The 22,633-nt window shown below is 53.6% G+C and carries 18 protein-coding genes; 5 read left to right on the forward strand and 13 right to left on the reverse strand.

The window, feature by feature from the left end:
* The 6 genes from J2Z70_RS10055 to J2Z70_RS10080 all read right to left on the reverse strand — a co-directional run bounded on the left by J2Z70_RS10055 (position 1) and on the right by J2Z70_RS10080 (position 11,047).
* On the reverse strand, positions 1 to 2,973 hold the full coding sequence (locus J2Z70_RS10055) for a GH36-type glycosyl hydrolase domain-containing protein (protein ID WP_209872237.1): 2,973 nt from the start codon (positions 2,971 to 2,973) through the stop codon (positions 1 to 3).
* 208 nt (positions 2,974 to 3,181) lie between these two features.
* Positions 3,182 to 7,738, reverse strand: a complete 4,557-nt coding sequence (locus J2Z70_RS10060) for a carbohydrate binding domain-containing protein (protein ID WP_209872239.1) — start codon at positions 7,736 to 7,738, stop codon at positions 3,182 to 3,184.
* Between the two features lie 624 nt (positions 7,739 to 8,362).
* Positions 8,363 to 8,572 (reverse strand): hypothetical protein, encoded by a 210-nt coding sequence (locus J2Z70_RS10065; protein ID WP_036690502.1) that lies wholly within the window; start codon positions 8,570 to 8,572, stop codon positions 8,363 to 8,365.
* A 14-nt stretch (positions 8,573 to 8,586) separates the two neighbouring features.
* On the reverse strand, positions 8,587 to 9,108 hold the full coding sequence (locus J2Z70_RS10070) for a PRC-barrel domain-containing protein (RefSeq protein WP_036732295.1): 522 nt from the start codon (positions 9,106 to 9,108) through the stop codon (positions 8,587 to 8,589).
* Positions 9,109 to 9,195: 87 nt separating this feature from the next.
* Entirely contained in the window at positions 9,196 to 10,347 is a 1,152-nt protein-coding gene (locus J2Z70_RS10075) for a cysteine desulfurase family protein (protein WP_209872242.1), read from the reverse strand.
* Positions 10,348 to 10,576: 229 nt separating this feature from the next.
* A complete protein-coding gene (locus tag J2Z70_RS10080) occupies positions 10,577 to 11,047 on the reverse strand; it encodes a 2-thiouracil desulfurase family protein (protein ID WP_209872245.1) in 471 nt (156 codons plus the stop codon).
* A 113-nt stretch (positions 11,048 to 11,160) separates the two neighbouring features.
* Here J2Z70_RS10080 and J2Z70_RS10085 point away from each other — a divergent pair, with 113 nt between their 5' ends.
* The 3 genes from J2Z70_RS10085 (at position 11,161) to J2Z70_RS10095 (ending at position 14,484) form a co-directional block, all read left to right on the forward strand.
* Positions 11,161 to 11,859 (forward strand): SOS response-associated peptidase, encoded by a 699-nt coding sequence (locus tag J2Z70_RS10085; protein ID WP_036732300.1) that lies wholly within the window; start codon positions 11,161 to 11,163, stop codon positions 11,857 to 11,859.
* Between the two features lie 110 nt (positions 11,860 to 11,969).
* Positions 11,970 to 13,784 (forward strand): alpha-glycosidase, encoded by a 1,815-nt coding sequence (locus tag J2Z70_RS10090; RefSeq protein WP_245368122.1) that lies wholly within the window; start codon positions 11,970 to 11,972, stop codon positions 13,782 to 13,784.
* Between the two features lie 295 nt (positions 13,785 to 14,079).
* Complete coding sequence (locus J2Z70_RS10095) at positions 14,080 to 14,484, forward strand: GNAT family N-acetyltransferase (protein ID WP_209872248.1); 405 nt, start codon at positions 14,080 to 14,082, stop codon at positions 14,482 to 14,484.
* Between the two features lie 6 nt (positions 14,485 to 14,490).
* Here the strand turns inward: J2Z70_RS10095 and J2Z70_RS10100 are convergent, their stop codons facing one another.
* From J2Z70_RS10100 to J2Z70_RS10110, 3 genes are read right to left on the reverse strand one after another with little or no spacing between them, the layout of a single operon-like run.
* Positions 14,491 to 14,970: a YhjD family protein gene (locus tag J2Z70_RS10100; protein WP_036732304.1), complete on the reverse strand. Its 480-nt coding sequence runs from the start codon at positions 14,968 to 14,970 to the stop codon at positions 14,491 to 14,493.
* The gene (locus J2Z70_RS10105; RefSeq protein WP_209872251.1) at positions 14,967 to 16,226 is read right to left on the reverse strand and encodes a DNA polymerase IV; all 1,260 of its coding nucleotides are present in this window, start codon (positions 16,224 to 16,226) and stop codon (positions 14,967 to 14,969) included. Before J2Z70_RS10105 ends, J2Z70_RS10100 begins: the two co-directional genes overlap by 4 nt.
* Positions 16,219 to 16,416 carry a hypothetical protein gene (locus J2Z70_RS10110; protein ID WP_209872254.1) on the reverse strand — a complete coding sequence of 66 codons (198 nt, stop codon included), beginning with the start codon at positions 16,414 to 16,416 and terminating at the stop codon, positions 16,219 to 16,221. The genes J2Z70_RS10105 and J2Z70_RS10110 overlap by 8 nt, the downstream gene beginning before the upstream one ends.
* A gap of 216 nt (positions 16,417 to 16,632) precedes the next feature.
* On the opposite strand from J2Z70_RS10110, the gene J2Z70_RS10115 reads away from it, so the two are divergent.
* Both J2Z70_RS10115 and J2Z70_RS10120 read left to right on the forward strand, forming a co-directional pair.
* Complete coding sequence (locus J2Z70_RS10115) at positions 16,633 to 16,971, forward strand: DUF3221 domain-containing protein (protein WP_209872256.1); 339 nt, start codon at positions 16,633 to 16,635, stop codon at positions 16,969 to 16,971.
* 630 nt (positions 16,972 to 17,601) lie between these two features.
* Positions 17,602 to 18,603 (forward strand): VanZ family protein, encoded by a 1,002-nt coding sequence (locus J2Z70_RS10120; protein ID WP_209872260.1) that lies wholly within the window; start codon positions 17,602 to 17,604, stop codon positions 18,601 to 18,603.
* 105 nt (positions 18,604 to 18,708) lie between these two features.
* On the opposite strand, the gene J2Z70_RS10125 is transcribed toward J2Z70_RS10120, so the two are convergent.
* The 4 genes from J2Z70_RS10125 to J2Z70_RS10140 form a co-directional block, all read right to left on the reverse strand.
* Positions 18,709 to 19,179 (reverse strand): DUF4358 domain-containing protein, encoded by a 471-nt coding sequence (locus J2Z70_RS10125; RefSeq protein WP_245368123.1) that lies wholly within the window; start codon positions 19,177 to 19,179, stop codon positions 18,709 to 18,711.
* Between the two features lie 40 nt (positions 19,180 to 19,219).
* Entirely contained in the window at positions 19,220 to 20,245 is a 1,026-nt protein-coding gene (locus J2Z70_RS10130; RefSeq protein ID WP_245368124.1) for a DHHW family protein, read from the reverse strand.
* Between the two features lie 137 nt (positions 20,246 to 20,382).
* Positions 20,383 to 21,789: an MBOAT family O-acyltransferase gene (locus J2Z70_RS10135; RefSeq protein ID WP_209872266.1), complete on the reverse strand. Its 1,407-nt coding sequence runs from the start codon at positions 21,787 to 21,789 to the stop codon at positions 20,383 to 20,385.
* Between the two features lie 20 nt (positions 21,790 to 21,809).
* A complete protein-coding gene (locus J2Z70_RS10140) occupies positions 21,810 to 22,511 on the reverse strand; it encodes a GDSL-type esterase/lipase family protein (RefSeq protein WP_342593005.1) in 702 nt (233 codons plus the stop codon).
* Positions 22,512 to 22,633: the final 122 nt, after the last annotated feature.

Here is a 22,633-nt window from a genome sequence, read left to right on the forward strand (position 1 = left end):
TCAGCCTGCGAAGGTAAGCTCTACCTCATGGGCGAAGCCGTCATCTACGGCCGGTACCAGGCCGTCCTCCAGTACCCGGCCGTCCAGCATCAGGCGGGTTGCCCCATCCTGCATGCGGTGGAAGCCCTCCGGCTTACGGACCTGAATCCGGTAGGAAGAGCTGCCAAGCTTCAAGGTGTAGGTAAGCTCCGTCTGCTCTTCCCGCAGCACCGGACTCAGGGCTATGCCCTGCTCCGTATATTCAATACCCAGCGCTTCCATCAGCGAGAGGGTGAGCCAGGTCGAGGTGCCGCTAAGCATCGGACCGATGTTCTCACCAGTCTCGCTGTTGTTGTATTGGGTGCAGAACCGCGGATTCCCGCAGACGGCAAACGGATCATCCATCGTCTTGAACGGCATAATCCGGTCCAGCAGCCAGTAACCCAGGCGGCAGAGCTCTGCTGCCAGATCCGGGCTGGATACTTCCTTTGCCCCCTTGAACATAGCCGCAGCAGCCATCATACAGGCATGCTTGAATACGCCGCCGTTCTCACGGTCACCCGGGAAGTATTCATCCGATGCCGTGTGCGTGGATACCCGGCCCAGCGCCACCGGCGAAACCAGCTTCATGCCATAAGGCGTCATCAGATGCGCCTTCATGGTGTCCAGCATCACCGCGATCTGATCCTCATCCGCACAGCCCGCCAGAATGCTCCAGCTAAATGAATTCAGGAAGTACGAGCCGTCCTTCGCCGGATCGGAGGACATCCCGTCCCCGGCAGCGCCGAGATACGTGTATTCTCCGTTCGCATAGCGGTTGAACAGCACACGGGCGAAGAAATCCCCCTTCCAGGCATGCTCCTGGATGCGTTGACGCAGCTTGGCTCCGAAGCCGGTCAGCTCATCTGCATACGCCTGCTCGCCTTTGCGGGCGGCCAGGGCGGACAATTCATCGACCGCCACCTTCAGCAGGAAGGCGTTCATGACGCTCTCGGAATAATCACTCTCCAGCGAATCCCCGAAGACACCGCCGGCCTCCAGCTGCTTCCGGTAGAGTGCTTCCTTGGCCGGGCCGTTCAGGTAGGTGTCATCGAGCTTCAGACAGTCGTTCCAGTCTGCGAAGTCGAGCAGCGGCAGGCCGTGGCGTCCGATCGAAATCTGTCCGGAATAGACAATAATGGCCTTCAGGGTCTCGAATACCGGCCGTTCTGTGTCCGTGCCTGCTACCGGACAAGACTCATCGAGGAACTCCGAATCTCCGGTCAGCATGACATAACGGTAGACAGCCTGGATCAGCCATAGCGCATCATCGGACCATTTGCCCGGCTCTTTGCCGGCCCAGAAGAAATTGTGATACGCATACCCCAGCTCGAAGACCATGCTGGTCCATTCTTTCAGCAGGCTCTTGACGAGACCGCCCCGGCCCATCCCGACGAAATAATACATCGAGGCATACATATCCTGAATTTCACGGAAGCCGATCTCCCGGTAGCCCTTCTGGGTCTGACAGAAAGAACGGGAGACAAAGCTCTGGTAGAGCACCTGAAAAGGCAGATTACGGTTCACGAACTGGTCGAAATCCGCGTCCCCGGAGGATACCTGCAGGAACCTGGAGTAATTCCGCACGAACTTCAGGGATTGCGCCAAGGCTTCTTCCGCCGAGCTGCGGCTTGTGAAGCGGGCGATCAGCGCACCTACCTCTTCCTCCAGTACCGTATCGCTCCAGGATGCACCGCTCTTGTCGGAGACAAGGCCCGTCAGCTGGTCAACTGCTGCCGTGGCTCCGGCAGCAACCTGAATCTCCCCCGCTACCGCGAAGAAGCCCGGCCCCTTGCGGTGCAGAATGCTGCTTAGCTTCAGCGCGCCGGATGGGCGGTAAAGCGAGCCGGTGCCGACGAACTCATTGTAGCTGACGCAATATTCGCGGGGCAGCACCGGTCCGTCTTCCCCGTGGATGATCATCGTGTGGAAGCGCAGATCATGACGCCCGCCTTCCGGGTAATAGTCAGGGCTGATTGCAGCCACGGCACCATCAGCGTCCTGCAATACGCCGCCTTGCATAATAACATTGCTATACAGCACATCCTCGAATAGAGCGCCCGGTGCTGCCGAACCGAACATGCCCGTGTACACCAGACGAAGCTGGCGGCTGCTCTCTCCATGGTTCGTAATCGTAACGCGCTGCATCTCGGTCGCCAGCGGCAGACCCTCAGCATGCGGCAGAATGAAGATGGTGCGCGTAATCTCAAGTCCGCCAGACAGGCGGTACGTGATGATGGTTACATTCTGTGAATGGCGGCAGACCGCCGATTCAATACCTTCTCCGCCCGGATCAGCGGAATAGAAGATCTGCTTCCCGTCCTCAAACAGATAGAATTGACGGTTGGCCGGGAAGCCGTTCTCCTCCTGGCGCATATCCCAGCGGGTCGCCAGCACCTGGGTAGCCGCATGGGAACGAAAGCTGCCGCCGCCAAGGCGGTCTACCACGCTCTTCGGTGTAGTCTGGAGCGGATGAGGGAACTCCAGCCGGTTGCCCAGCAGCAGATTGACCGCGAAGTGCGGACCCGGAACGGGGGAACGCAGGTCAATCACATGCTCGCCTTCAGCGTTAAGGGCACCAGCCCAGCCCGGTGCAGCCTGAAGCTGCGCCAGTGCCGCGCTTGCAGCCGCCTCCGGTATAGCTATTGCCTGTTCCTGTCTTCCGGCATGGCGGATATGCAGGGATAGCTCCGTACCTGTATCATTCACGGTGAACAGCGCCGATGCGCCAGTCTCCTTCGGCAGCAGCGCTGCCACCTCCGGGAGCTTAAGCAGCTCCTGAATGGCAGGCAGCCGAAGCGGAAGGCCCGCTACGCCAACAGCTCCGATGCACTGGGAATCCGTGAAGACGGCGCTTAGCTGGCCGGCTGCGTCTATCCGGTCTGCGAATGCCTGTCTCAGAATATCCTCAGGCGAAGCAGCCGCTGCTCTTGCGGTATTGAATTTCAGCATCATGAATGGTTCTCCTCTTTTCCTATTTTCTATTGGATGATACTCATTCCCTGTTATGTATACTCATTGGGCCGAAGAATTGGGGAAGGTTCTGGACAAGCATGAAGAACGGTTGCCCGTTCTCCATGTAATGATTATAGAAGTGTATGCGGCCAGTCTAAATACCAAATCGTAAGCCTGAATAACAAAATCCAAAGCATGTTCAAGGTGCTTAAGGTGCAGCTGCTGTCCCGTTATTCGTGAGCACAATATCATCCACGTCCACCGTCAGATGCCCGGTGCCGCCATCCTTGATATCCCCCAGCTCGAAGGAAATGCGGCCGATGGAGGTGCTGCCTCCGGCAACATCGAATTCTACGGTATATTCCTGATATTCACTGCCCAGATCAACAATTTTGCTCGTATACCCGTGCCAGTTGTAATTGTCTGCTACATCCAGCCAGCCGATGCTGATATTCATTTTGCGTTCAGCCGATGCCTTGGCCTTGAAGGTAAGTGTATAATGATTGCCTTCGTTGTAAGCGACTCCCTCATAAAAGACTTGCCGGTCCCAGGTGTTCGTGCCGGTGGAGCCCACCTTGATCTGCAGCGCTCCATCCACATTGTCAATGGCTAACTCCCCGTTGTCGGAGGAGTAGCTGCTCCAGCCCTTAAGCGGCTCTGAGAAATCTCCGTTTGGAATCAGATTCTCCCCGTAAGCCTCACCATCCAGCACCGGGCTTACCTGAAGCAAGGAGATATGGCTCAGGTTGACCGTATGCGCTCCCAGCTCTTCGGTGATCTTGCCCAGACTGAACTGGAGCACCGCTGCGGGATCCGTTGCCGGGGCAGTGAACAGATATTCATAGTGTCCGCCGTCTTGGCTGAGTCTCAGCTCCTGTTCCAGATAAGGAGTCCAGTTGCCATCGTCAGTCCCGTCATGCTGAACCAGCGCTTTAATATCCCGGCCTACCGAAGCATCCGCATCGAAGCGCAGCAGATATTTCTTGCCCTGCTCTACCGGGATGCCCGCTTGCTTCACCTGTGCATGCCAAGCCTCCGTTCCAGTTCCGCCGAGGCTAACCTGCAGTTCTCCATACACAGCCTTCATTACAGTGCTCTTCCCCGGGTCATTGTCATCCCAGTCCTTCTTGTATAGCGTCCAGTTGTCGGTGGAAGCGTCCTTGAAGCTGCCGTTCACCACCAGCTCGCGGGACAGATCCAGCCAGGCCAGATTGTAGCCGCTGCCGCCAAGACGGATGTAATAGCTTCCCGCAGGCAACTCCAGTGGTGCTCCAACGATCGCCCGGTAGGACTGAAGCCCTCCGGTATCGCCTACTGCCGTGCTGTAGACAGATTCCGTCACCACATTCTGCTTGCCGGCATCCAATACGGACAGGGTAAGCTCCGAATCCGCGCGCACACTGGATACACGGGTTACCGGAACAATGCTGCCTGCCTGTGGCAGTACCACTTTGTATTCCACATAGTCGCCCTTATCTATGTCCGTAATATCCTTGCCGCCTTCGCCGCTCGGAATCAGGCCGGTTCCTGAGGCTCTCCAGAACTGGTCTCCGCGCAGATGCAGGTAGTTAGTGAGCACTGGCGGATCGGTCATCCGTACCAGACACACATTGTCAAGCTCGGTCTGTCCCGCAGCCGCGCCCAGAAGGAACGATAATGCAGCTTCCGTGCCGGACCCGCCGGACAGCTCAATTTCTGCTGTATAGCTCTTCCACTCCGGTGTCAACGTGAAGGTGGTTCCGTCAGGATAGACCGTCTGTCCACCGCTGCTTGCCAGCTTAATGCCAAGCGGCTGCGCCTCGGCCGATCTCGCATCGAAGGCAAGCTGGTAGACGGCTGCCGCCGACACAGGAATTCCTGCCTGGGTCAGGGTCACATCCTCCGGCGATCCTCCGGCCTTCTGCACGTCCGCCCGGAATTCCCGCTTCATCATCGGCAGGGCAAGTGTATTGGTTACACTAGCCTTCGCCGCTGCTTCCGAGCCCTGCCTAACGGCAAAGCTCCAATATCCGAGCCGCGCTTCTCCCAGATCGAAGCCTCCGTTATAGATCAGGTTGCCGTCAGCAAGCGGGGTGCGTACTACCGGCGGTGCTTCTGTCTCTACCACTCTTACATTCGCGAAGTAGGCGGAAATGTTGTTCAGACCCAGATTGAATTCAAAGCGGGCATTATTGTCCGAAGCCTTAGCCATTGTGAAGCTGTACTCATACGGCTGCCAGTCCGGTGTAAGCTGGAAATTGCGTTCCCCGGAGTAAGCCGTCCATCCGCCGCCGAATTCGGTCAGCTTGCTCATCAGCGGCCGGGCTGCATCCGCTTTGGCATCGAAGGTTACCTTATAGGCTTTGCCCCGCTCCAGCAGCAGCGGCTTCTGCGCAAGCTGAATGGAATAATTCTGTTTGCCGGCCTCATGGACGGCAACCTTCACCGCCTTGCTCTTATCCTGATCATCAATGACGGAGGCTGTTCCGCTCCCGCCTTCATTCTCAATTAATTCCCAATATTCCGGCTGACCCTGGGCTGCTACAGTACCCTTGAAGTCCCCGTTGTAGATCTGATTCCCGTCTGCCAGGGCAGGACGCTGCGGGGCCGAGTGCCCCGGATCGATCGGCCGCTTGCCTGTTACGTCCGGCCATTGGTCCAGGTTCTTGTACTTGTAGACCCTTACATAGTCCACATACATCTTATCTGACTTGAAGTCGGCCTTCGGATCACCCGGCCAATCGCCGCCCACGGCCAGATTCAGAATCATATAGAACGGCCGGTCAAACGGAGCAGGGTACGTATAGTAATCCGGCTGGCCTTTGGCCATCGTTCCCCAGTCTTTGGTTTCAAAATACATTTCATCGTCCACATAATACCGGATCAGGCCCGGAAGCCATTCCAGCGTGAAGTCGTGATAATCATCCGCGAAGGTCTGGCCCTCCGGCAGTACATAGGTTTTGGTCTGGGATGCGTGCGGAATGTCGTAGTGAATCGAGCCATGGACCGTTCTTGGATAGAGATCCGCCTCTGCCTTGCCGGCAACCGGTCCCGTCAATTCCATAATGTCCATCTCGCCGCTTCCCGGCCAAGGTCCATACTGCGTCTCGTCATCGGTTGGCATCATCCAGATGGCTGGCCACATGCCCTGCTGAACCGGCAGCTTGGCCCGCACGGTAAATTTGCCGTAGGTCCAGTCGCCCTTCATCTTCGAGGTCAGCTTGGCTGAAGTATAATTTTTCCCGCCGTGAGCCTGCTTCCGGGCTTCCAGCTCCAGTACGCTCTGCCCGCTCTCTGTCGTAAGCGAAGCATTGTCCGGGTGATAATATTCCAGCTCGTTATTGTACACCGTGCCGGTATCCTGTACATTCCATTTGCCCTCATCAATGGCCTGGCCGTCGAATTCGTCATTCCACACCAGCTCCCATGGATTGTTCTGGGTTGGCGGAGTCGGGGCCGGCGTTGGGGTTGGCGTGACAGCAGGTGCCGCTGTCGGCAACGGCGTCGCTGGTGAAGGTGTTGAGCTTGGCGCTGGTGTGACAACACCGCCTGCACTTCCGCCGCCCGCTTGGGCCGGGGCAGTGGTAGCCTTGGCACTTGCCTGCGCTGTAGCTCCCGTGCCGGACAAGTCCCGAAGCGTCTCCCCGGACTTGAGTACCTGGCCGTTGAGCAGCACACGCTCCCCCTGGTTCTCAAGCCGGCCGATCTGACCCCGGCTCACGATCTCTGATCCTGCAGCGCCTGCGCTAATGAGTACAGTCTCTGCGCGTGAGCCCGCTCCGATCTCCACCTTCGCCGGCTTAAGCAATTCAATGCGCGCTGCGGTGCTGCCATCCTCCAGTACCATCCTTACCAGGGTGGTAAGCTTATTCAGCTTGATCTGTCCCAGGGTAGATTGGCGGAACACCACCGAATGGTCACCGCCTCCTGAGATATGTGCCGTTCCCTGCACCTTAATGCCCGAGAACGAGACTTCCCCTTCCCCTGCTCCGGCTGTGACGTAGAGATTGCCGCTGACCGGGCCGCCTTCGAGCTGCACATTCGCCCGGTTGACAATCACATTGCCGGACACGGCTCCAAGCTTCTGGCTTCCCTCGCCTGAGCTGATCCACCCGACCATCCGGCTCAGCAGCTCGGCCAGCTCGGCCCGGGTCATCTGCGCCTTGGGATTCAGCTTGCCGTCCGCATCGCCGCGCAGGTAACCGGCGTCCAGCATCGCACTCACGGCTTCCCGGGCATAGCCGCTGACCACTGCCGCATCTGACTGTGCAGCCAGCGCACCCAGGGAGCCCGCCTCCAGCGTGAATGCCCGGCTCAGCATGGTTACAGCTTCCTGGCGGGTGACCGCCGATCCCGGCTGGAACCGGCCGTCCGCGTAGCCTTGAATAACGCCTGCGGCATTCACGCGGCTTACATCCTTGCCATACCAGGAAGAAGCGCTTACATCACTGAATACAGTGCTGCCCGAATCCGAATAACGGAACACGCGGCTGATGATGGCGGCCATCTCTGCCCGTGAGACCGCTTGTCCCGGTCTGAATTGTCCTGCCTCGTCCCCTTGCAGAATTCCTGCGGCTGACAGCCTGTTCACTGCAGCCGACGCCCAGTGCTGTTTCATATCGGTGAACCCTGCCGCCCGGGCTGCATCTGCCTGTCCTGTACTTGCAGACAGCCTGTCTGCGTCTTTCCCGTTATCTGCCTGCGCTATTCCTGTAGTTCCCGGAAGCTGAATTCCTGACAGCAGCAATCCGGCAATCAGAAGCTTCGATATTCCTTTGCGGTACATCTGAACATTCCCCCTCGTGTAGAACCTTGTTGAATTCTGGCCCCGTGCCAGTCGATTTCAGTATAGGGTCCGTGTCCCGGAGACGACATACCAATTCCTTAGCCCGTATAACAAAGATGCAACTTTGTCCGGAGCTCCCTGTAAACGCCGCTCGCGCCAGTCCAATGTAATCGGTTTTTCGATTACATCCAGCCCGCACGACCTCACTTGGCGAAATGTAATCGGTTTTTCGATTACATTCAGCCCGCACGACCTCACTTGGCGAAATGTAATCGGTTTTTCGATTACATCCAGCTCGCACGACCTCACTTGGCGAAATGTAATCGGTTTTTCGATTACATTCAGCCCGCACGACCCCACACCTGCCCTTTGTAGTCGGTTTTCTACATACATCCGGCCCACACATCCGTTCGCCCGCTCAATATGTTCTTTTTTTCACATAGATTCAACTTCGCCTCCTTATTCACACCGTTTCAGCGAGAAATAGAAGGATAGTTTATAGCGTAAAACATATAAATTCTTATATTTCAAAAAAGCCCAAATACCAGGCGGCTTCAAGAGCCGCCCGGTATTTGGGCACGGCGAATCTATGTAACTGTTAGCCGGTTATGAATCAGGCAATGCTCAAGAGGAGGCGTGGATTTGCGGGAAATCCTGTGCAACCTCTTCACCCGAGAACAGATCGTCAAGCGAGCTGAGCGTGCCATCCTCTTCAACCTGATACACCGACATTTTCTCGCCGTTGACCGTTAGTTCGATGAAACAGCCCCAGCAATAGAACTGGTGGGAGCCGATCTTGCCGATATCCTTGGAGTTGCAGTTTGGACACTTCATATAATACATTCCACCTATCCGTTAACAATATTAATGGCATTTTGGAGCCGTTCTTCACTCATCGCGGGAACCAGTACAGAATCCTCTCCGATAGTCATCTCTTCAGAACAAGGCAGCCATTTGCGGCCTTCGATCAAATCAGTTACAAGCCCGTCACTGATTTCCAGCGCTACTATTGTGTTTCCCAACTTTTGGTCAAAATAAACATCCGATATTCGCCCAAGCACCGTTCCCGATGCTGTAAGCACCTGCCTGTCCTTCAATTTGTTCTTTCCCAAGAGGAAAGTGTAGGATATATGGTCAGCGTCAACCTTAACAATCGACTCTTTATTGCGGATCATGACAGCATCTTCGCCATAAGCGGCAATATTATCCCATGCCACAACTTTCACAAGTCTTCCAAAAAAAGATTTACTTTCCAGTTCAATACCCGTAATATTCCAGTTTGAATCCAGTCCAATGTCGATTATTTCACCGACTTCCGTACCTTCTTCAACTTCATATACAGTGAGGCCAATCATATCTTGAAGCTTCATGGTATCCAAAGTCCCCTCACCTTAAGTATTGCATACGGGTCCCATGGGCCAAAGACCTCCCGAACGTCTGCCAGACTGCACGAAAACCTAGTCTTTTGTACGCAGCCGGTTCAAAACGGTTCCAACTTTCTGGGCCACAACCTGCATTTCTTCATTAGTATTACCCAAACCTGTACTAAAGCGAATCGCAGAGTTCAAAAGTTCTTCCGGAAGCTTCATCGCCTGCAGAACATGCGAGATTTCCAGAGATCCTGATGTACAGGCTGAGCCGCTGGCTGCCGCAATCCGTTCCATGTCCAGGTTCATCAGCAGCACATCTGTCTTGGCCCCGGGGAAGCTGATATTCAGAATTCCAGGCACCGTATGCTGTTCATTTCCGTTGACGACATATCTCTCTGCTCCGACCTGCTTGTCCAGCTCTTCCAGCAGTGTTCTGCGGAGCTCCAGAGCCTGCTCATGATGACCCGGCAGCCCTTGTACAACCAGTTCAACGGCTCTGGCGAACCCGGCGTTATGAGCCAGACTCTCCGTGCCCGCCCGCCGGCCACGCTCCTGAAGTCCGCCATGCTGTCTTGGCATAAGCGGCGCCCCCCGCCGGACGTACAAGCCTCCAATCCCCTGAGGACCTCCGATCTTGTGGGCCGAGAAGCTCATATAGTCTACCGGCAGATCGCGGAGCACCAGGGGCAGCGTTCCCAGAGCTTGTACAGCATCTACATGCACAAGCACACCCCGTTCGGCCGCTAATTTGCCAATCTCTTCTATAGGCTGTACAGTTCCCACTTCATTATTCACATACATTATGCTAATCAGTACTGTATCCTCGCGCAGAGCCGATTCTACATCCTCCAAAGAGACACGGCCGGTAGAATCGACAGGAAGATAGGTGACCTCGAAGCCCTGCCCTTCCAGTTCCGCGCAGGTATGCAGCACTGCATGATGCTCAACCGCTGTAGTAATGATATGTCTACCCTTGGAAGCAGAAGCATAGGCCGCCCCGAACAGGGCGAGATTATCGCTCTCCGTGCCGCCGCTTGTGAACACCCACTCCTCAGGGGAACAGCCCAAAAAGCCCGCGATTCTATCGCGCGCCCCATTTATAATTCTCTTGGCAGACCGTCCGAACTGGTGCACACTGGACGCATTGCCGTACTCGTTCAACAGCATATGATACATAACCGCTGCCACCTCCGGATGAACCGGTGTTGAGGCGGCGTGGTCCAAATAAATGGGTTTCATAACGAAATTCTCCACTTCTTGAAATTCAGGATTTTCTTAAAATATAAGAATTTATTTGTTTCACACGATAATTTATCCTTCTATTTCTCGCTGAAACGGTACCGTCCCTGAAAGGACGGCAATGCCGTTTCCACTTACAGGACTACTAGATTATACTGCTGAACTGCCTGTTTTACCACCTGTTAATAAACACAATATTGTAACATTTGTCCATGGTTGGCGCTCCCGATCAGCCCTCTAATTCCGGCAACCGCGCGGCAAACTGCTCCTCGGAGATCACTTCAATACCATGCAGCCGCAAGAGGGCTGTGGTCACCCCTTCTCCGGGGATTTTCCCGCCCGCAAATTCTCCGTTATAGATCCTTGAGCTGCCGCAGGAAGGGCTGTTCTCCTTAAGGACAACAAGCGTGGCAGCTAAGCTGCGTGCCTGCTCCAGCGCGGCATGCGCGCCTTCTATATACATTGCGGTTACATCATTCCCTGTTCTGTCAACCACCCGGGCCTGCCCCTCCAGCACATCTCTGCCGCTGCCGCCTATAATCTCTGCCGGTTCTCTCGGGGTAGAGAAGCCGCCTAGCAGCTCGGGGCATACTGCAACCGCCTGCCGGCTGTCCAGCAATTGCCGGATGCCCTGCTCCAGACAATCGGTTCCATTATATCTGACCTTCATTCCTGCCAGGCAGGAGCTTACGATAATCATGTGCTGCCGTCCCCTTTCGCAATCTTCAGTCTCATCTTATATAATTCTAATATAATGCTAAGATAAGCTGTTCGGTCTGTAAACCGTTAACTACCCAGGGAGGCATAGATAAAATGTGCGGAAGATATACGATTACGGTAACGCTGGAGGAGCTGATCGCCAAGTATTTCATCCGCGAGCATCCGCTCATCCAATATGCGCCAAGGTATAACGCGGCTCCGATGCAGCATATTGCTGCGGTTATTCATGACGGCACACAGAATAAGCTTGGAGAACTCCGCTGGGGGCTGCTCCCTTCCTGGTCCAAGGAGGACAAGAACGCTGCCAAGCTAATCAATGCACGCAGTGAAACGCTGCTGGAGAAGGCTTCATTCAAAGGGCTGGTGGCCTCCCGCCGCTGTGTGATTCCCGCAGACGGCTTCTATGACTGGAAGACCCTGGAAGGCGGCAAGCAGCCGATGCGGATCACGATGCGGGACGGTAAGCTGTTCTCCATGGCTGCACTGTATGATATCTGGACCAGTCCGGACGGCGGCAGAATCTCCACCTGCACGATCATCACCACCGCTCCGAACACTCTCATGAAAGACATCCATGACCGGATGCCGGTCATTCTGGATGCAGACGGGGAAGCGCAGTGGCTGGAGCGCAGCAACCGGAATATTCCCGACCTGATGAAGCTGCTGCGGCCTTACGATGCGGAACAGATGATGGCTTATCCCGTCTCCCCAGCCGTGGGCAATGCTCGGAGTGACTACCCGGAGCTGATCCGCAGAGCCGGGCCGGAGCCGGTGCAGGGCACCCTATTTTGACTGCTGCCTGGTGAAATATCTGCTGTTTGAAACCTCCGGTCCCAGGGTATTAACTAAAGCTCATACCTCATAATATCCATCCACAATACGTATCCCAGGAGGAATTTCATATGGCTCCCAGCAGACAAGCAGTGTCCTTAAGCGCATCCGGCGCCTCCATCGAGCTGGAATGTCTCTATCATTCAACGCAGGGGCGATGGGCGTATGCCTATAACAAGGACACCTACCACTTAAGAATCCGCAGCAAAAAAAACAATGTAGACCGGGTATTTGCCCTGACCGGCGATAAATACGACTGGGAGCAGCATCATCAGGAGCTGAGCATGCGCAAGGTGGCTACCGACAGCTTCTTCGATTACTGGGAAGCAGAGATCTTCCCCGAATTCAAACGTTTCTCCTATGGCTTCCGGCTGGAAACCGATCAGGAAACCGTATGGATGCTAGAATCCGGCTTCTTTACAGACGGGCTGCCCGAGCCTGCCGGAGGCTACTACGAAATGCCTTACCTTCATGAGGCCGACCTGCTCCTGGTTCCCGAATGGGCGAAATCTGCGGTCTTCTATCAGATTATGCCGGACCGGTTCGCTAACGGAGATCCGGCGAATGACCCCGAAGGGACGCTCGAATGGGGGGCACCGCCCACCCACGACAGCTATTTTGGCGGAGACTTGCAGGGGATGATTGACCATCTGGATTATATTGCCGAGCTTGGCGTAACGGCGCTGTATCTGACCCCGATCTTCCAGGCTCCCAGCAACCATAAATATGACACCGTTGACTACGGAACGATTGACGCCAGCTTCGGGGATCTTGATAAGCTCAAGCAACTGGTTGATCTCGCCCATTCCAAAGGGCTTAAGGTGGTCCTCGATGCCGTCTTCAATCATACCAGCTCCGAGTTCGCACCGTTCAAGGATGTGCTGGAGCATGGAGCGGATTCCAAATACGCAGGCTGGTTCCATGTCCATGATTATCCCGTTCAGGTGCTGGACGGCAAGGCCAACTATGATACCTTCGGCTTCTTCAGCGGAATGCCCAAGCTCAACACTGCCCATCCGGAAGCCAGAGATTATCTGCTGGAGATCACCAAATTCTGGCTCAAGGAGGTACACATCGACGGCTGGCGACTGGATGTAGCCAATGAGGTGGACCATGTATTCTGGCGGGATTTCCGCAAGGCGGTCAAAGAAATTAACCCGGAAGCGTTCATCATCGGCGAGGTGTGGAGCGACTCCCTCAGCTGGCTGCAGGGCGACCAGTTCGATTCGGTAATGAACTATCCCTTCTCTGACCGGCTGCTGAAGTTCTTCGGGACCGACGAGGAGATTGATCCCGGAACCTTCGCTGCTCAAATTTACGGGCTGCTCATGCGTTATCCCCGGCAGGCGAATGAGGTGCTGTTCAATCTTCTGGCGAGCCATGATACCCCGAGAGTGCTTAACCGGCTCGGCGGGGACAAGGGGCGGCTGAAGCTTGCGGTCACCTTCCTCTTCACCTTCACCGGGACGCCGTGCATCTTCTATGGGGACGAGATCGGACTTACCGGCGGAGACGACCCGGACTGCCGCAAATGTATGATCTGGGAAGAGGACCGGCAGGACCGTGAGCTGCTGCGCTTTTATCAGAGCCTCATTGCCCTGCGCAAAGAGCACGAGGTGCTGCGCACCGGCCAGTTCCGCTTCCTGCGGAGTGATCCGGGCAGCCGGGCACTAGTGTATGAACGCTGGAATGAGCACACCCGCTTCACAGTCTGGATGAATAATTCCGCTGAACCGCTGACGCTTACGCAATCACTGAGCGGCGGAGCTTGGCAGGATGCCTTTAGCGGCGAGCCTGTGGAGCAGGATGGGGAGAAAATCCGCCTGACGCTGGAGCCGCTGGAATACCGGATTCTGTATAGCGGACAAGCTAGCGGCGAAACTTGATTACCTGCGCGCCGGCACAATGTATGCTGTTTTTGGCATACATTGGGGCCATGCGCCTGCGCACCACCACAATGTATGCTGTTTTTGGCATACGTTCGGGCCATGTGCCTGCGCACCGGCACAATGTATGCTGTTTTTGGCATACGTTCGGGCCAATCAAAGACAAAGACAAGCCCCGGGAAGGGGCTTGTTTGTTTATAGCTGTTTGTTACACCGAACCAGACAACCAGAGGTGGTAGACTTTTGTAAGGACAATCGTTCTTCACACACTATACAATGACAGGAGAATTGCCCTATGAACATCAGAACCGCAACCGAAGCCGATTATGATTATCTCGCAAGCCGTGACCACCATATCTTGAACTCACTTCTTCTCTCTAAAATAAACCAGCAGGAGATTTACATTCTGAGCGAGGGTAGCCTGGACATTGGCTGGCTGCGGTACGGGTATTTCTGGGACCAAATCCCCTTCATGAATCTGCTCTGGATTGATGAGCCTTATCGCAGCGCAGGCTTCGGCAGACAGGCCGTGCAGCACTGGGAGCAAGCGATGCAGGCCATGGGCCATAAGCAGGTTATTACCTCCTCGATGGCGAGTGAAGAGGCACAGCATTTCTACCGGAAACTGGGCTACCGGGACTCAGGCTGCCTGCTGCCGGATAATGAGCCGCTAGAGATTTTCTTCACCAAAGCGCTGTAGCTGATACTAACTGCTCAAATGCTGGTTTTTCAGGCCGGCTCCAAGCTCCGCCGTGTACCTGGTCAGCCGCAGGCTGATCTCGGTGCGCATCACATCCCGGGTAAGTCCGAAGCGTTCCTGATAGCCCCGGCAAAAGATTTTGTAATACACCAGGAACTCCTCCTGCTCATCGGCCAGCACCCGGATATTATGCTGCTTCAGCTCCTTCTGGAGCTGGTAGGTATCCTGCATAATACGCTGCTGAATCGCCTGGCCGGCGAGCATGAAAGCCCGCTTAAGAATACTATTGGACAGCTCAAGCTCCTTCAGACTTTTGCTGACCATCGTATCGAGGTAAGGAAGCAGAATGAGGTCACGCACCATCGTCCGCTCCTCTACCGTAATCATTTTCCTGCCCTCTGTCCCCTGCTTCTGCTCATACTGCTGGACATGCTCTGTCATTAACATTTTGGATTTCCACCGCTCGTTTCCGTCTAGCTTGCTCATTTATAGTGCCCCCCAATCTGCTGCGCCCGTTCCAGAGCAACCCCAGACTCCAGCAAAGAAGACGCGCGGATCAGCGCCCCGCTTCCGTACCGGTTCTTGATCTGATCAATAGCCCGTTCTCTGCTACTGCTTCGTATCCGGTCGTCGAACAAGGTCAGCTGCATCACGCTGTCATCCGTGAGCTGGGATATAGAGATAGCCAGCCGGCTAATCGGCAAGCCGCTCCAATGATCTACGAATAGACGGTAGGCAGCCGCTGCCACCTCATGGGTTAACGACGAAGGCTCCGGCAGTGTCGTCTGCCGGCTGTAGGCATTCGAGGTGTTGCCGTCTGTCTCCACTACCGCAACGGACACCACAGCTCCCATGTACCGGTACTTCCGCGCCCGCCGGCAGACCTCAATCACCAGCTCCAGCAGCACCACCTCAATCTCCGGCAGCCGGGTATACAGATTCCAGCGCAGCGCCTTCCCGTGGCCGACGGACTTCATCTCATGGCGTATCCCGGTCACCACCGGGCTGGGATCGATGCCGCGTGCGGTCTGCCAATAATATTCCGCTTGAATATCGCTCTGCTTACCCAGCGTGGTGCGCATTCTCCGCTTCAGCTCACCCAGCTCCATCCGGGCAATGTCTCCAATGGTCGAAATACCCATGCGGTAGAAATTCTTGGTCATCCGGCCCGCCACCATGAACATTTCATGCACCGGGCGCGGCCATAGCTCTGTGTCCAGATTATCGTAATCCAGCCGGAAGGTTCCGCCTGTCTTCTTCTTGGCGAAATTATTGGCCATTTTAGCGAGGATTTTGGACGGGCCGATTCCCACCCGGGTCCACACTCCGGTAGATAACAGAACATGCTGCTGGATCGAGTGAATCATCTCCGGCAAATCCCCTCCGAACACGCGCAGAGAACCGGTCACATCCAGGAACTGCTCATCAATGCTGAACGCCTCCACCAGATCGGTATACCCCTGGTAGATCTCTGAGATCAGCAGCGAGACCTGAATATACGTCCCCATCCGCGGCCGGATGACCACGAGATCCCGGCATTTCGTCAGGGCTTCGCCCACGCGTGATGCGGTAGTTACGCCATAGGATTTCGCAAGCGGGCAGGCGGCCAGCACAATCCCGTTCATCCGCGACGGATCACCCACAGCGACAGGCTGATCCGCATATTCGGGATGGGCTGCCTTCTCGACGCTGGCATAGAAGGACTGGCAGTCCGAGAGCAGAATAATCCGGTCCTTAGGCATACCTCCGCCCCCGTGCCGGATGCCACGACAGAATATTGGCGGTCAGGAATACACGGGGCTGGCCGGTACTCAGACACGTGGCCCGTATGCGGCCGTCACGAATGCCGCGCACTTCAATTTTCCGCTGCGTAATCTTGCCCGCTTTGTCCAGGTATATGATTTCTATGGTTTGGCCGATGCTCATCTTCATGACTAATCGCCTCCGGGCTTAAGTAAGAACATTTGTTTGTATTATAACCAGGATTAAGATTTTTAAGCAATGGTAAAATAGAACAAATGTTCCCGTTAAGATAGGGTATGCTGAGTCGGGGATAGTTAGAACCGGGAAGGAACATTTAGAGATAGAGAAAAGCTGGAACAAACAGGAATTTCACCGCATTCCCTACCCCTTCAAAGGAGAACGTCCATGCTTCTAAAAGCGAGTCTCCAATCGACTCTCATTTTCGTTTTTTTGTTAGCCCTGGCCGCCTGTAGCAAGGGGGATAATGTTTTAAAAGGGAAGGTACACACAGTAGATGTAGAGAATACAAGGATCTTGGTGATCGCTCGGTTGAAAGAAGAAGACTTGAATAAGAATTACAAGGAAGTTCTAGAAACTAATATGTATTCTCAAGCCATTTGGGTAAATAAAGTTTCACCTTCTAAATATAAAAAGGGTGAAGAAATTGAAGTGTTCTATCAAACAAGTGATGATTCGTTTCCGGCACAAGTTACCGCCAGCAAAATTGTAAAAATCAAAAATTGAGCAATGTAGCCTGCAAGCCAAGCAAGGGCCCCGAGCTACTTCGGTTCCTTACGGACCAGAGAGCCGTTAATTTGAAGAAACAGGAACTTCTTGCGGAGTAACGGACCGAGTGGACCTTATTGTCTCTCTAAAGAACGTTTAGGAGCGGAATATTCGTTAATAAGGGCCGTGGTGTCCGCAACTTGCCCAAGTTGTGACTCTCCTTCGAAATAAGCGCGTCTCAGTCCGTAACGCCGAGCCGACCGTCCCATTAAGACCGAACCCCGTCGGAGTATGAGCGTACACTGATTAAGGAGAATAGAGGATGAATGGATTGATCTAGTATAAAAAATCCCGCCGGCCAATTAAGGCTGACGGTTTTTTTTCTTTTATCCAGTCGAAACGCCGGAAAAGGTCACGGGTCCGGTAACACTGGCAGTATTGAGCAGAACATTGGTGCTGTTATTGGCCACACCCAAAGAATAGGCATTGGATGGATTGCAAGTACGATTAACACATTATTATGTGATGATAGGAAAAGCTGAACACAAAGCCCCCTCCCCGCCTTGCTGGAGCTGTGAGGATAGCTTATACTTCCTATGTTATCCCTGCAAAGGGGACTAAACTAAGAATAAAGAGAGGTCAACCATCATGTTTGAAGGCAAAAAGAGGACTGCCGTCTGGATCGGCTTAGGTCTCTACACGATCCTCACCTTATTTTTCTTGTTTGCCGGCTTCAACCGCTCATCGGCTCTGCCGGAGACAGGCTTACGGTATCAGCTGACCTTTGACGGAATTCCGCTGCACTTTCCAGGCGGTGGTTATTTGAATCTATGGGTCTTCAATCTGGGTAACTATTTGGCCTTCGTACCGTTCGGCCTCGTAATCCCGCTGCTGATCCGCTGCCGCTTCCTGCCGTTCCTCTTAGTCTTCTTAGCAGCCATTACCGGGATAGAGCTGATTCAGATGGTAACCCGTTTGGGTGCGTTCGATATCAACGATATCGTTATTAATACGCTCGGGGCGGCTGTCGGCTACGGCGCCCAGCGGCTGATCCGCCGCGACCGGACAACGCCAAGAGGGGTGCTCAAGCTCCTGTCCTCAGGCGCTATCTTGACATTAATCGTCTACTCCGCCGTGAGCGGTATCAACTATTATTTGGATCATGGCCGCGGGGAGATCAGAGCGCTGGACCAGCTCCCCCTTGAGCATGGTGAAGTGCAGTGGGAACAAGGACTCCATAGTTTCACTATGGCACAGGAGCAGATTGAACCGGCGGTCAATCTCTATAGCCCTGATCATCCGGGACTCCACGAGTTCTCAATACGCCTGGATGGACAGTATAAGGAGTTAGCCGGGAATTTCGGCGTCCCTGACGATGCTATGCCTGCTAAGGGCAGCGGCACCAGCAGCGTCATGATCAGCGCCGACGGAGAAGAGCTTTACTCCCTGGATGTGAATATCGCACCGGGCGAGAATCAGCCGCTGTCTTTTCAGGTGCCGCTTGAAGGCAAACAGGAGCTGACCCTTACAATAAAAACCGATGCTGCCGACCCTCGAACCCATGCGGTATTGTGGGACCTTACGCTCGTAGAGGCCAATGCCGGACAAAAGCTGGCAACGCGGCTTCAGCGGCTGCTGGGCGGGGGATAAAATAAATAGGCCCGCTAGCCAGATAGCTCCTGCAGATAGAAACTTATGCGTGCCCCTTCCAAGCCGGGATGGCCCGAGGGGTCTTTTTCGCATTTGTGAATGAGATTATTTAAGCGCTTCGTTAAACGCACTTTCGATTTGCTCCGCATTCTTGGAGACCGTAAACAAAATATATGGGCCTTTGACCTTTAATATATGCTTTTCGACGAGGTAAAATTGCTCAGGACGGTAGTCCTTCAGCTTGACCTTTTGCGCCTCAATTCTTTTCATGATTTTCTCCTTAACGCTTTCCGCCTGATTCTCTTGCTTCACCCTGATCAAGGCCAGCTCATTTGCTTCGACGTTCGATTCTGCCGTATAGAGCACAAAATCCTGAACTTCCTCTGCATTAAGATGATAGAGCCTCTTAAGCCTGTTCATATCCCCTTTTTCCATGGCTTCCATAGAAGCCGCTTGCTTGATACGCTCCTCAATGGTATGGACAGGAACATCCTTGGCGTCTTCCTTCTTACTGGAGCATCCGATCAGAATGCCACATAAGCTCATGACGGCAGCCAGGACAACCAAGTATTTCATTCTCTTTCCCGGAAACATCGTTACTCAACCCCTTTATGGATTATTCCACAGAATCTGCTAATGATGTAATAGATGGATCTTCAACAAATGTGGTGATGTTATACAAAATCAGCATGTCGCGGATTTGCCGTTCTTCCATAAGCTTCAGTAGATCCCCATCATAATAACGGAGGTCTACCACATCAATTTCGCTGAAATGCGATGTTAAAAAAGGGATCAGACTGTTGGCATACGAATCTTTAACAATAAGCAGTCTTCGCCCTTCCGTATGGCCGGTTGTTATACGGATCAAGCTATGATTCCCATTAAAAAAAACAGTGTATTTATCCTTCTTGGTGAGGTTTTCCATAATGTACATCGAATCCGCACTTTGCTGTTCGTCAACGTACTCCACGGAAACGGTCTCCGGTACCTTTGGATAATACAGCTGAATAGCATCCGGCTGGATGTGCCTGAACCCGCTTTTCGAATACAAAGAACCGTAGAACTGACCGGTGACCTCACGAATGTTGAAATCGTCTTCGTTCTTGGGGGTAAAACTCATGGATGCGCCCAGCTCCCGATAGGCTAGAAAAGCGCCTTTGGTCGTCCAGTGATGGTCAGTTTTGTAATAGAGCGGCTGCTCCTTGTTCGCCTCCAGCGCGGGGAAAGCATCGATATAGCGAATGTTCCCGAGGTCAGATTCCTTTATCTTATCCGAATAGACCCTCTCACCGCCCCCGGAAGCATAAGGCGGCAATTTATCCTCAAGTATGGAAGCTGCCGTCGGCACCAGCATCATATATTTGCGCAGACCAGGCGTAGCCTGATCAAAGGCTTGAATGGCTTTCACCTTGTCTTCCAGCTCTCCTTTTTCGGGAGGAGTAAATTTTTGAATCAGGTACCCGTCCTTGCCGATGTAAACCCCGTTGCTCTCTTTCCTTCCCAATCCCCGGTCCGCGTCAGATTTCAGTCCAATCCAAAAGTCCCTCTCCATAAACTGATCCGATAGATACGCTTCAAATTCAGAGGTAAACTTGCCTGATTCTAAGGCTTGAAGCGAGAATGCCGGGAGCTGCTGCAGCATCCGGTTCTCTGATTCGGACAATACCTTTCCCGGGGTCAGAATATTGACAACCAATACCGCCCCGGTAAACATAAGTAGTACAATGGCGAGTGCGCGGTAATAGACTTGGTCGTATTTCTTCAATCAAATCACCTCGATCAAAAACGAAAGTATAAGAATGGATTGTACGTTGCATTGACCAGATAGGCTGTTGATGCCGCGATGAAGATGAAGTAGATGGCAAGCGCGGCAAGCGTGCCGGACCGGGCAAATCTGGTTCGGATACGGGCCAATGCTTTTCCGGGTAACGGCGTGGCACAAACCGTGAGGATCAGCAGCAGCAGGGCATTCCCCGACAGATCGTAGAGCGCCCGGTTGTCAGCGAATCCATGTGTTCCGGCACCAAACATCGTTCCGATGAAGGTCAGGGCTGCGGGCAATTGTTCAAATTCGAAAAATACCCAGCCGATGATCACGATCATCAGGGTGTAGACATGGCTTACCAAGACAGGCAAGCGCTGAAGCTGTTTCAAGAGAATTAGCTTTTCAAGTGTGACAAAGAGACCGAAATATAAGCCCCAAATGATAAAATTCCAGCTCGCTCCATGCCACAATCCGGTTATAAACCATACCACCGCCAAGTTTCGGAGCTGTTTCAGCTTACCCGCCCGGTTCCCGCCGAGGGGGATGTAGATATACTCACGGAACCAGGACCCGAGCGAGATATGCCACCTCCGCCAAAATTCCGTAATACTCTTGGAGATATAAGGATAGTTGAAGTTCTCCATAAATTCGAACCCGATCATCTTACCTAAACCGCGTGCCATATCCGAATATCCGCTGAAATCGAAATAGAGTTGGAAGGTGAAGGCGATGATGCCGAGCCATGCGGACAGAACCGACAGCTCCGCCGCAGGCACCGCTTTACTGCTTGCCCACAGCACACCGATATTGTTGGCCAGCAGCACTTTTTTGGCAAGCCCTGTGATAAACAATTCCGCCCCTTCGCCAAAATGCTCCAACGTCACTTTGCGGTTAGCGAGCTGTCCTGCAATATCTTCATATTTAACAATCGGTCCCGCTACAAGCTGCGGAAACATCGTCACGTAGGCGCCGAAGGCGATCAGATTCTTCTGAACAGGCACCTTCCTGCGGTAAACATCGATGATGTAAGACATCGTCTGGAACGTGTAGAACGATATGCCCACCGGAAGCGGAAGCTCTGCTGCCTGCAAGTGCAGGTTAAATAGCGAATTGATATTATCGAACACGAAGCCCGCGTATTTATAGAAGCCAAGCATCCCCAGGCTGCCCATCATGGACAGAATCAGCACTCCGTGTGCAATCACTTTACGCTGCCTGTATCTGTCGATCAGGATCCCGTTCACATAGTCAAATACTGCCGAGAAGATCATCAGGAAAATGTAGACGGGCTCTCCCCACGCATAGAAGATCAGACTTGCGGCAAGCAGAACAGCATTCCTAATTCTCATAGGCGAGATATAGTAGATTAGCAGGGTGACCGGCAGAAAGAGAAATACAAATATAAGGCTGCTAAACACCATTCCCCGTCACCTCCAGAGCTTCACTTGGCTGCATGTTGTTTCACCCGGTCCTTCAGCAAACCGAGCATCCGTGTATAAAATTCCGGTTTAAAATGAATGCCGTCCGAGCTATACAAATGTTGGCCGTCAACAAAGATCGAAGATAAATCGGCAAATCCAACCTGCTGCTTGGCCGCCAGCTCTTGTAAGCCTTGGTTGTAATCGCTGATATTTTTGTAGCGTGGCTCCACTTGTTCAGCCTCCGGCGTGACCGGAGTAACCGGCAAAACCGTGATGGATGCCTTCGGAAGCTTCTCCTTGATGCTGCCGATCAATTCGGCGTAGAAGTTCAGTGAGTACTCCTTGGGGTTATCGGTAATCTGAGGCGGCAAGAGAATATCGTCAGATCCCAGCATGATAAATAAATGTTGCGGACTCCGCTCTGCCAGCTTATCGACATCTCCACTCATCAGAGACAGCTCGGTAGTCTTTCCGGCACCTGCCACTACATTGAACTCGTCCAGAATGTCATGGTAGGATAGCGCCTCTGTAATCGAATCTCCCAGAAATACGCTGTTCTTAAATATCGTTTTGTAGGAAGTCTGGTCTGACTTCTCTAAGTGAGCTGTTTCATTGGCTTGCGGCTGAGATGTTACGTCTTGCGGAGCTTGCCCATTCCCACAGGCTGCCAAAGTAAGCGCCGTACCGCCAATAACCAGCGACAGGATGATTTTTTTAAACATGAACATCGACCTCTCTTTATTTAGAATTAGGTATAGATAGCAGTGCTCTTGCCCCCTCTCTGAAAGAAAGATTAACAGGGAGAGATGCAGAACAAGTGCAGAGCAAATCAATGCCATATCAA

This window comes from Paenibacillus silagei, from assembly GCF_017874735.1.
Taxonomy (GTDB): Bacteria; Bacillota; Bacilli; order Paenibacillales; family Paenibacillaceae; genus Paenibacillus_AQ; species Paenibacillus_AQ silagei.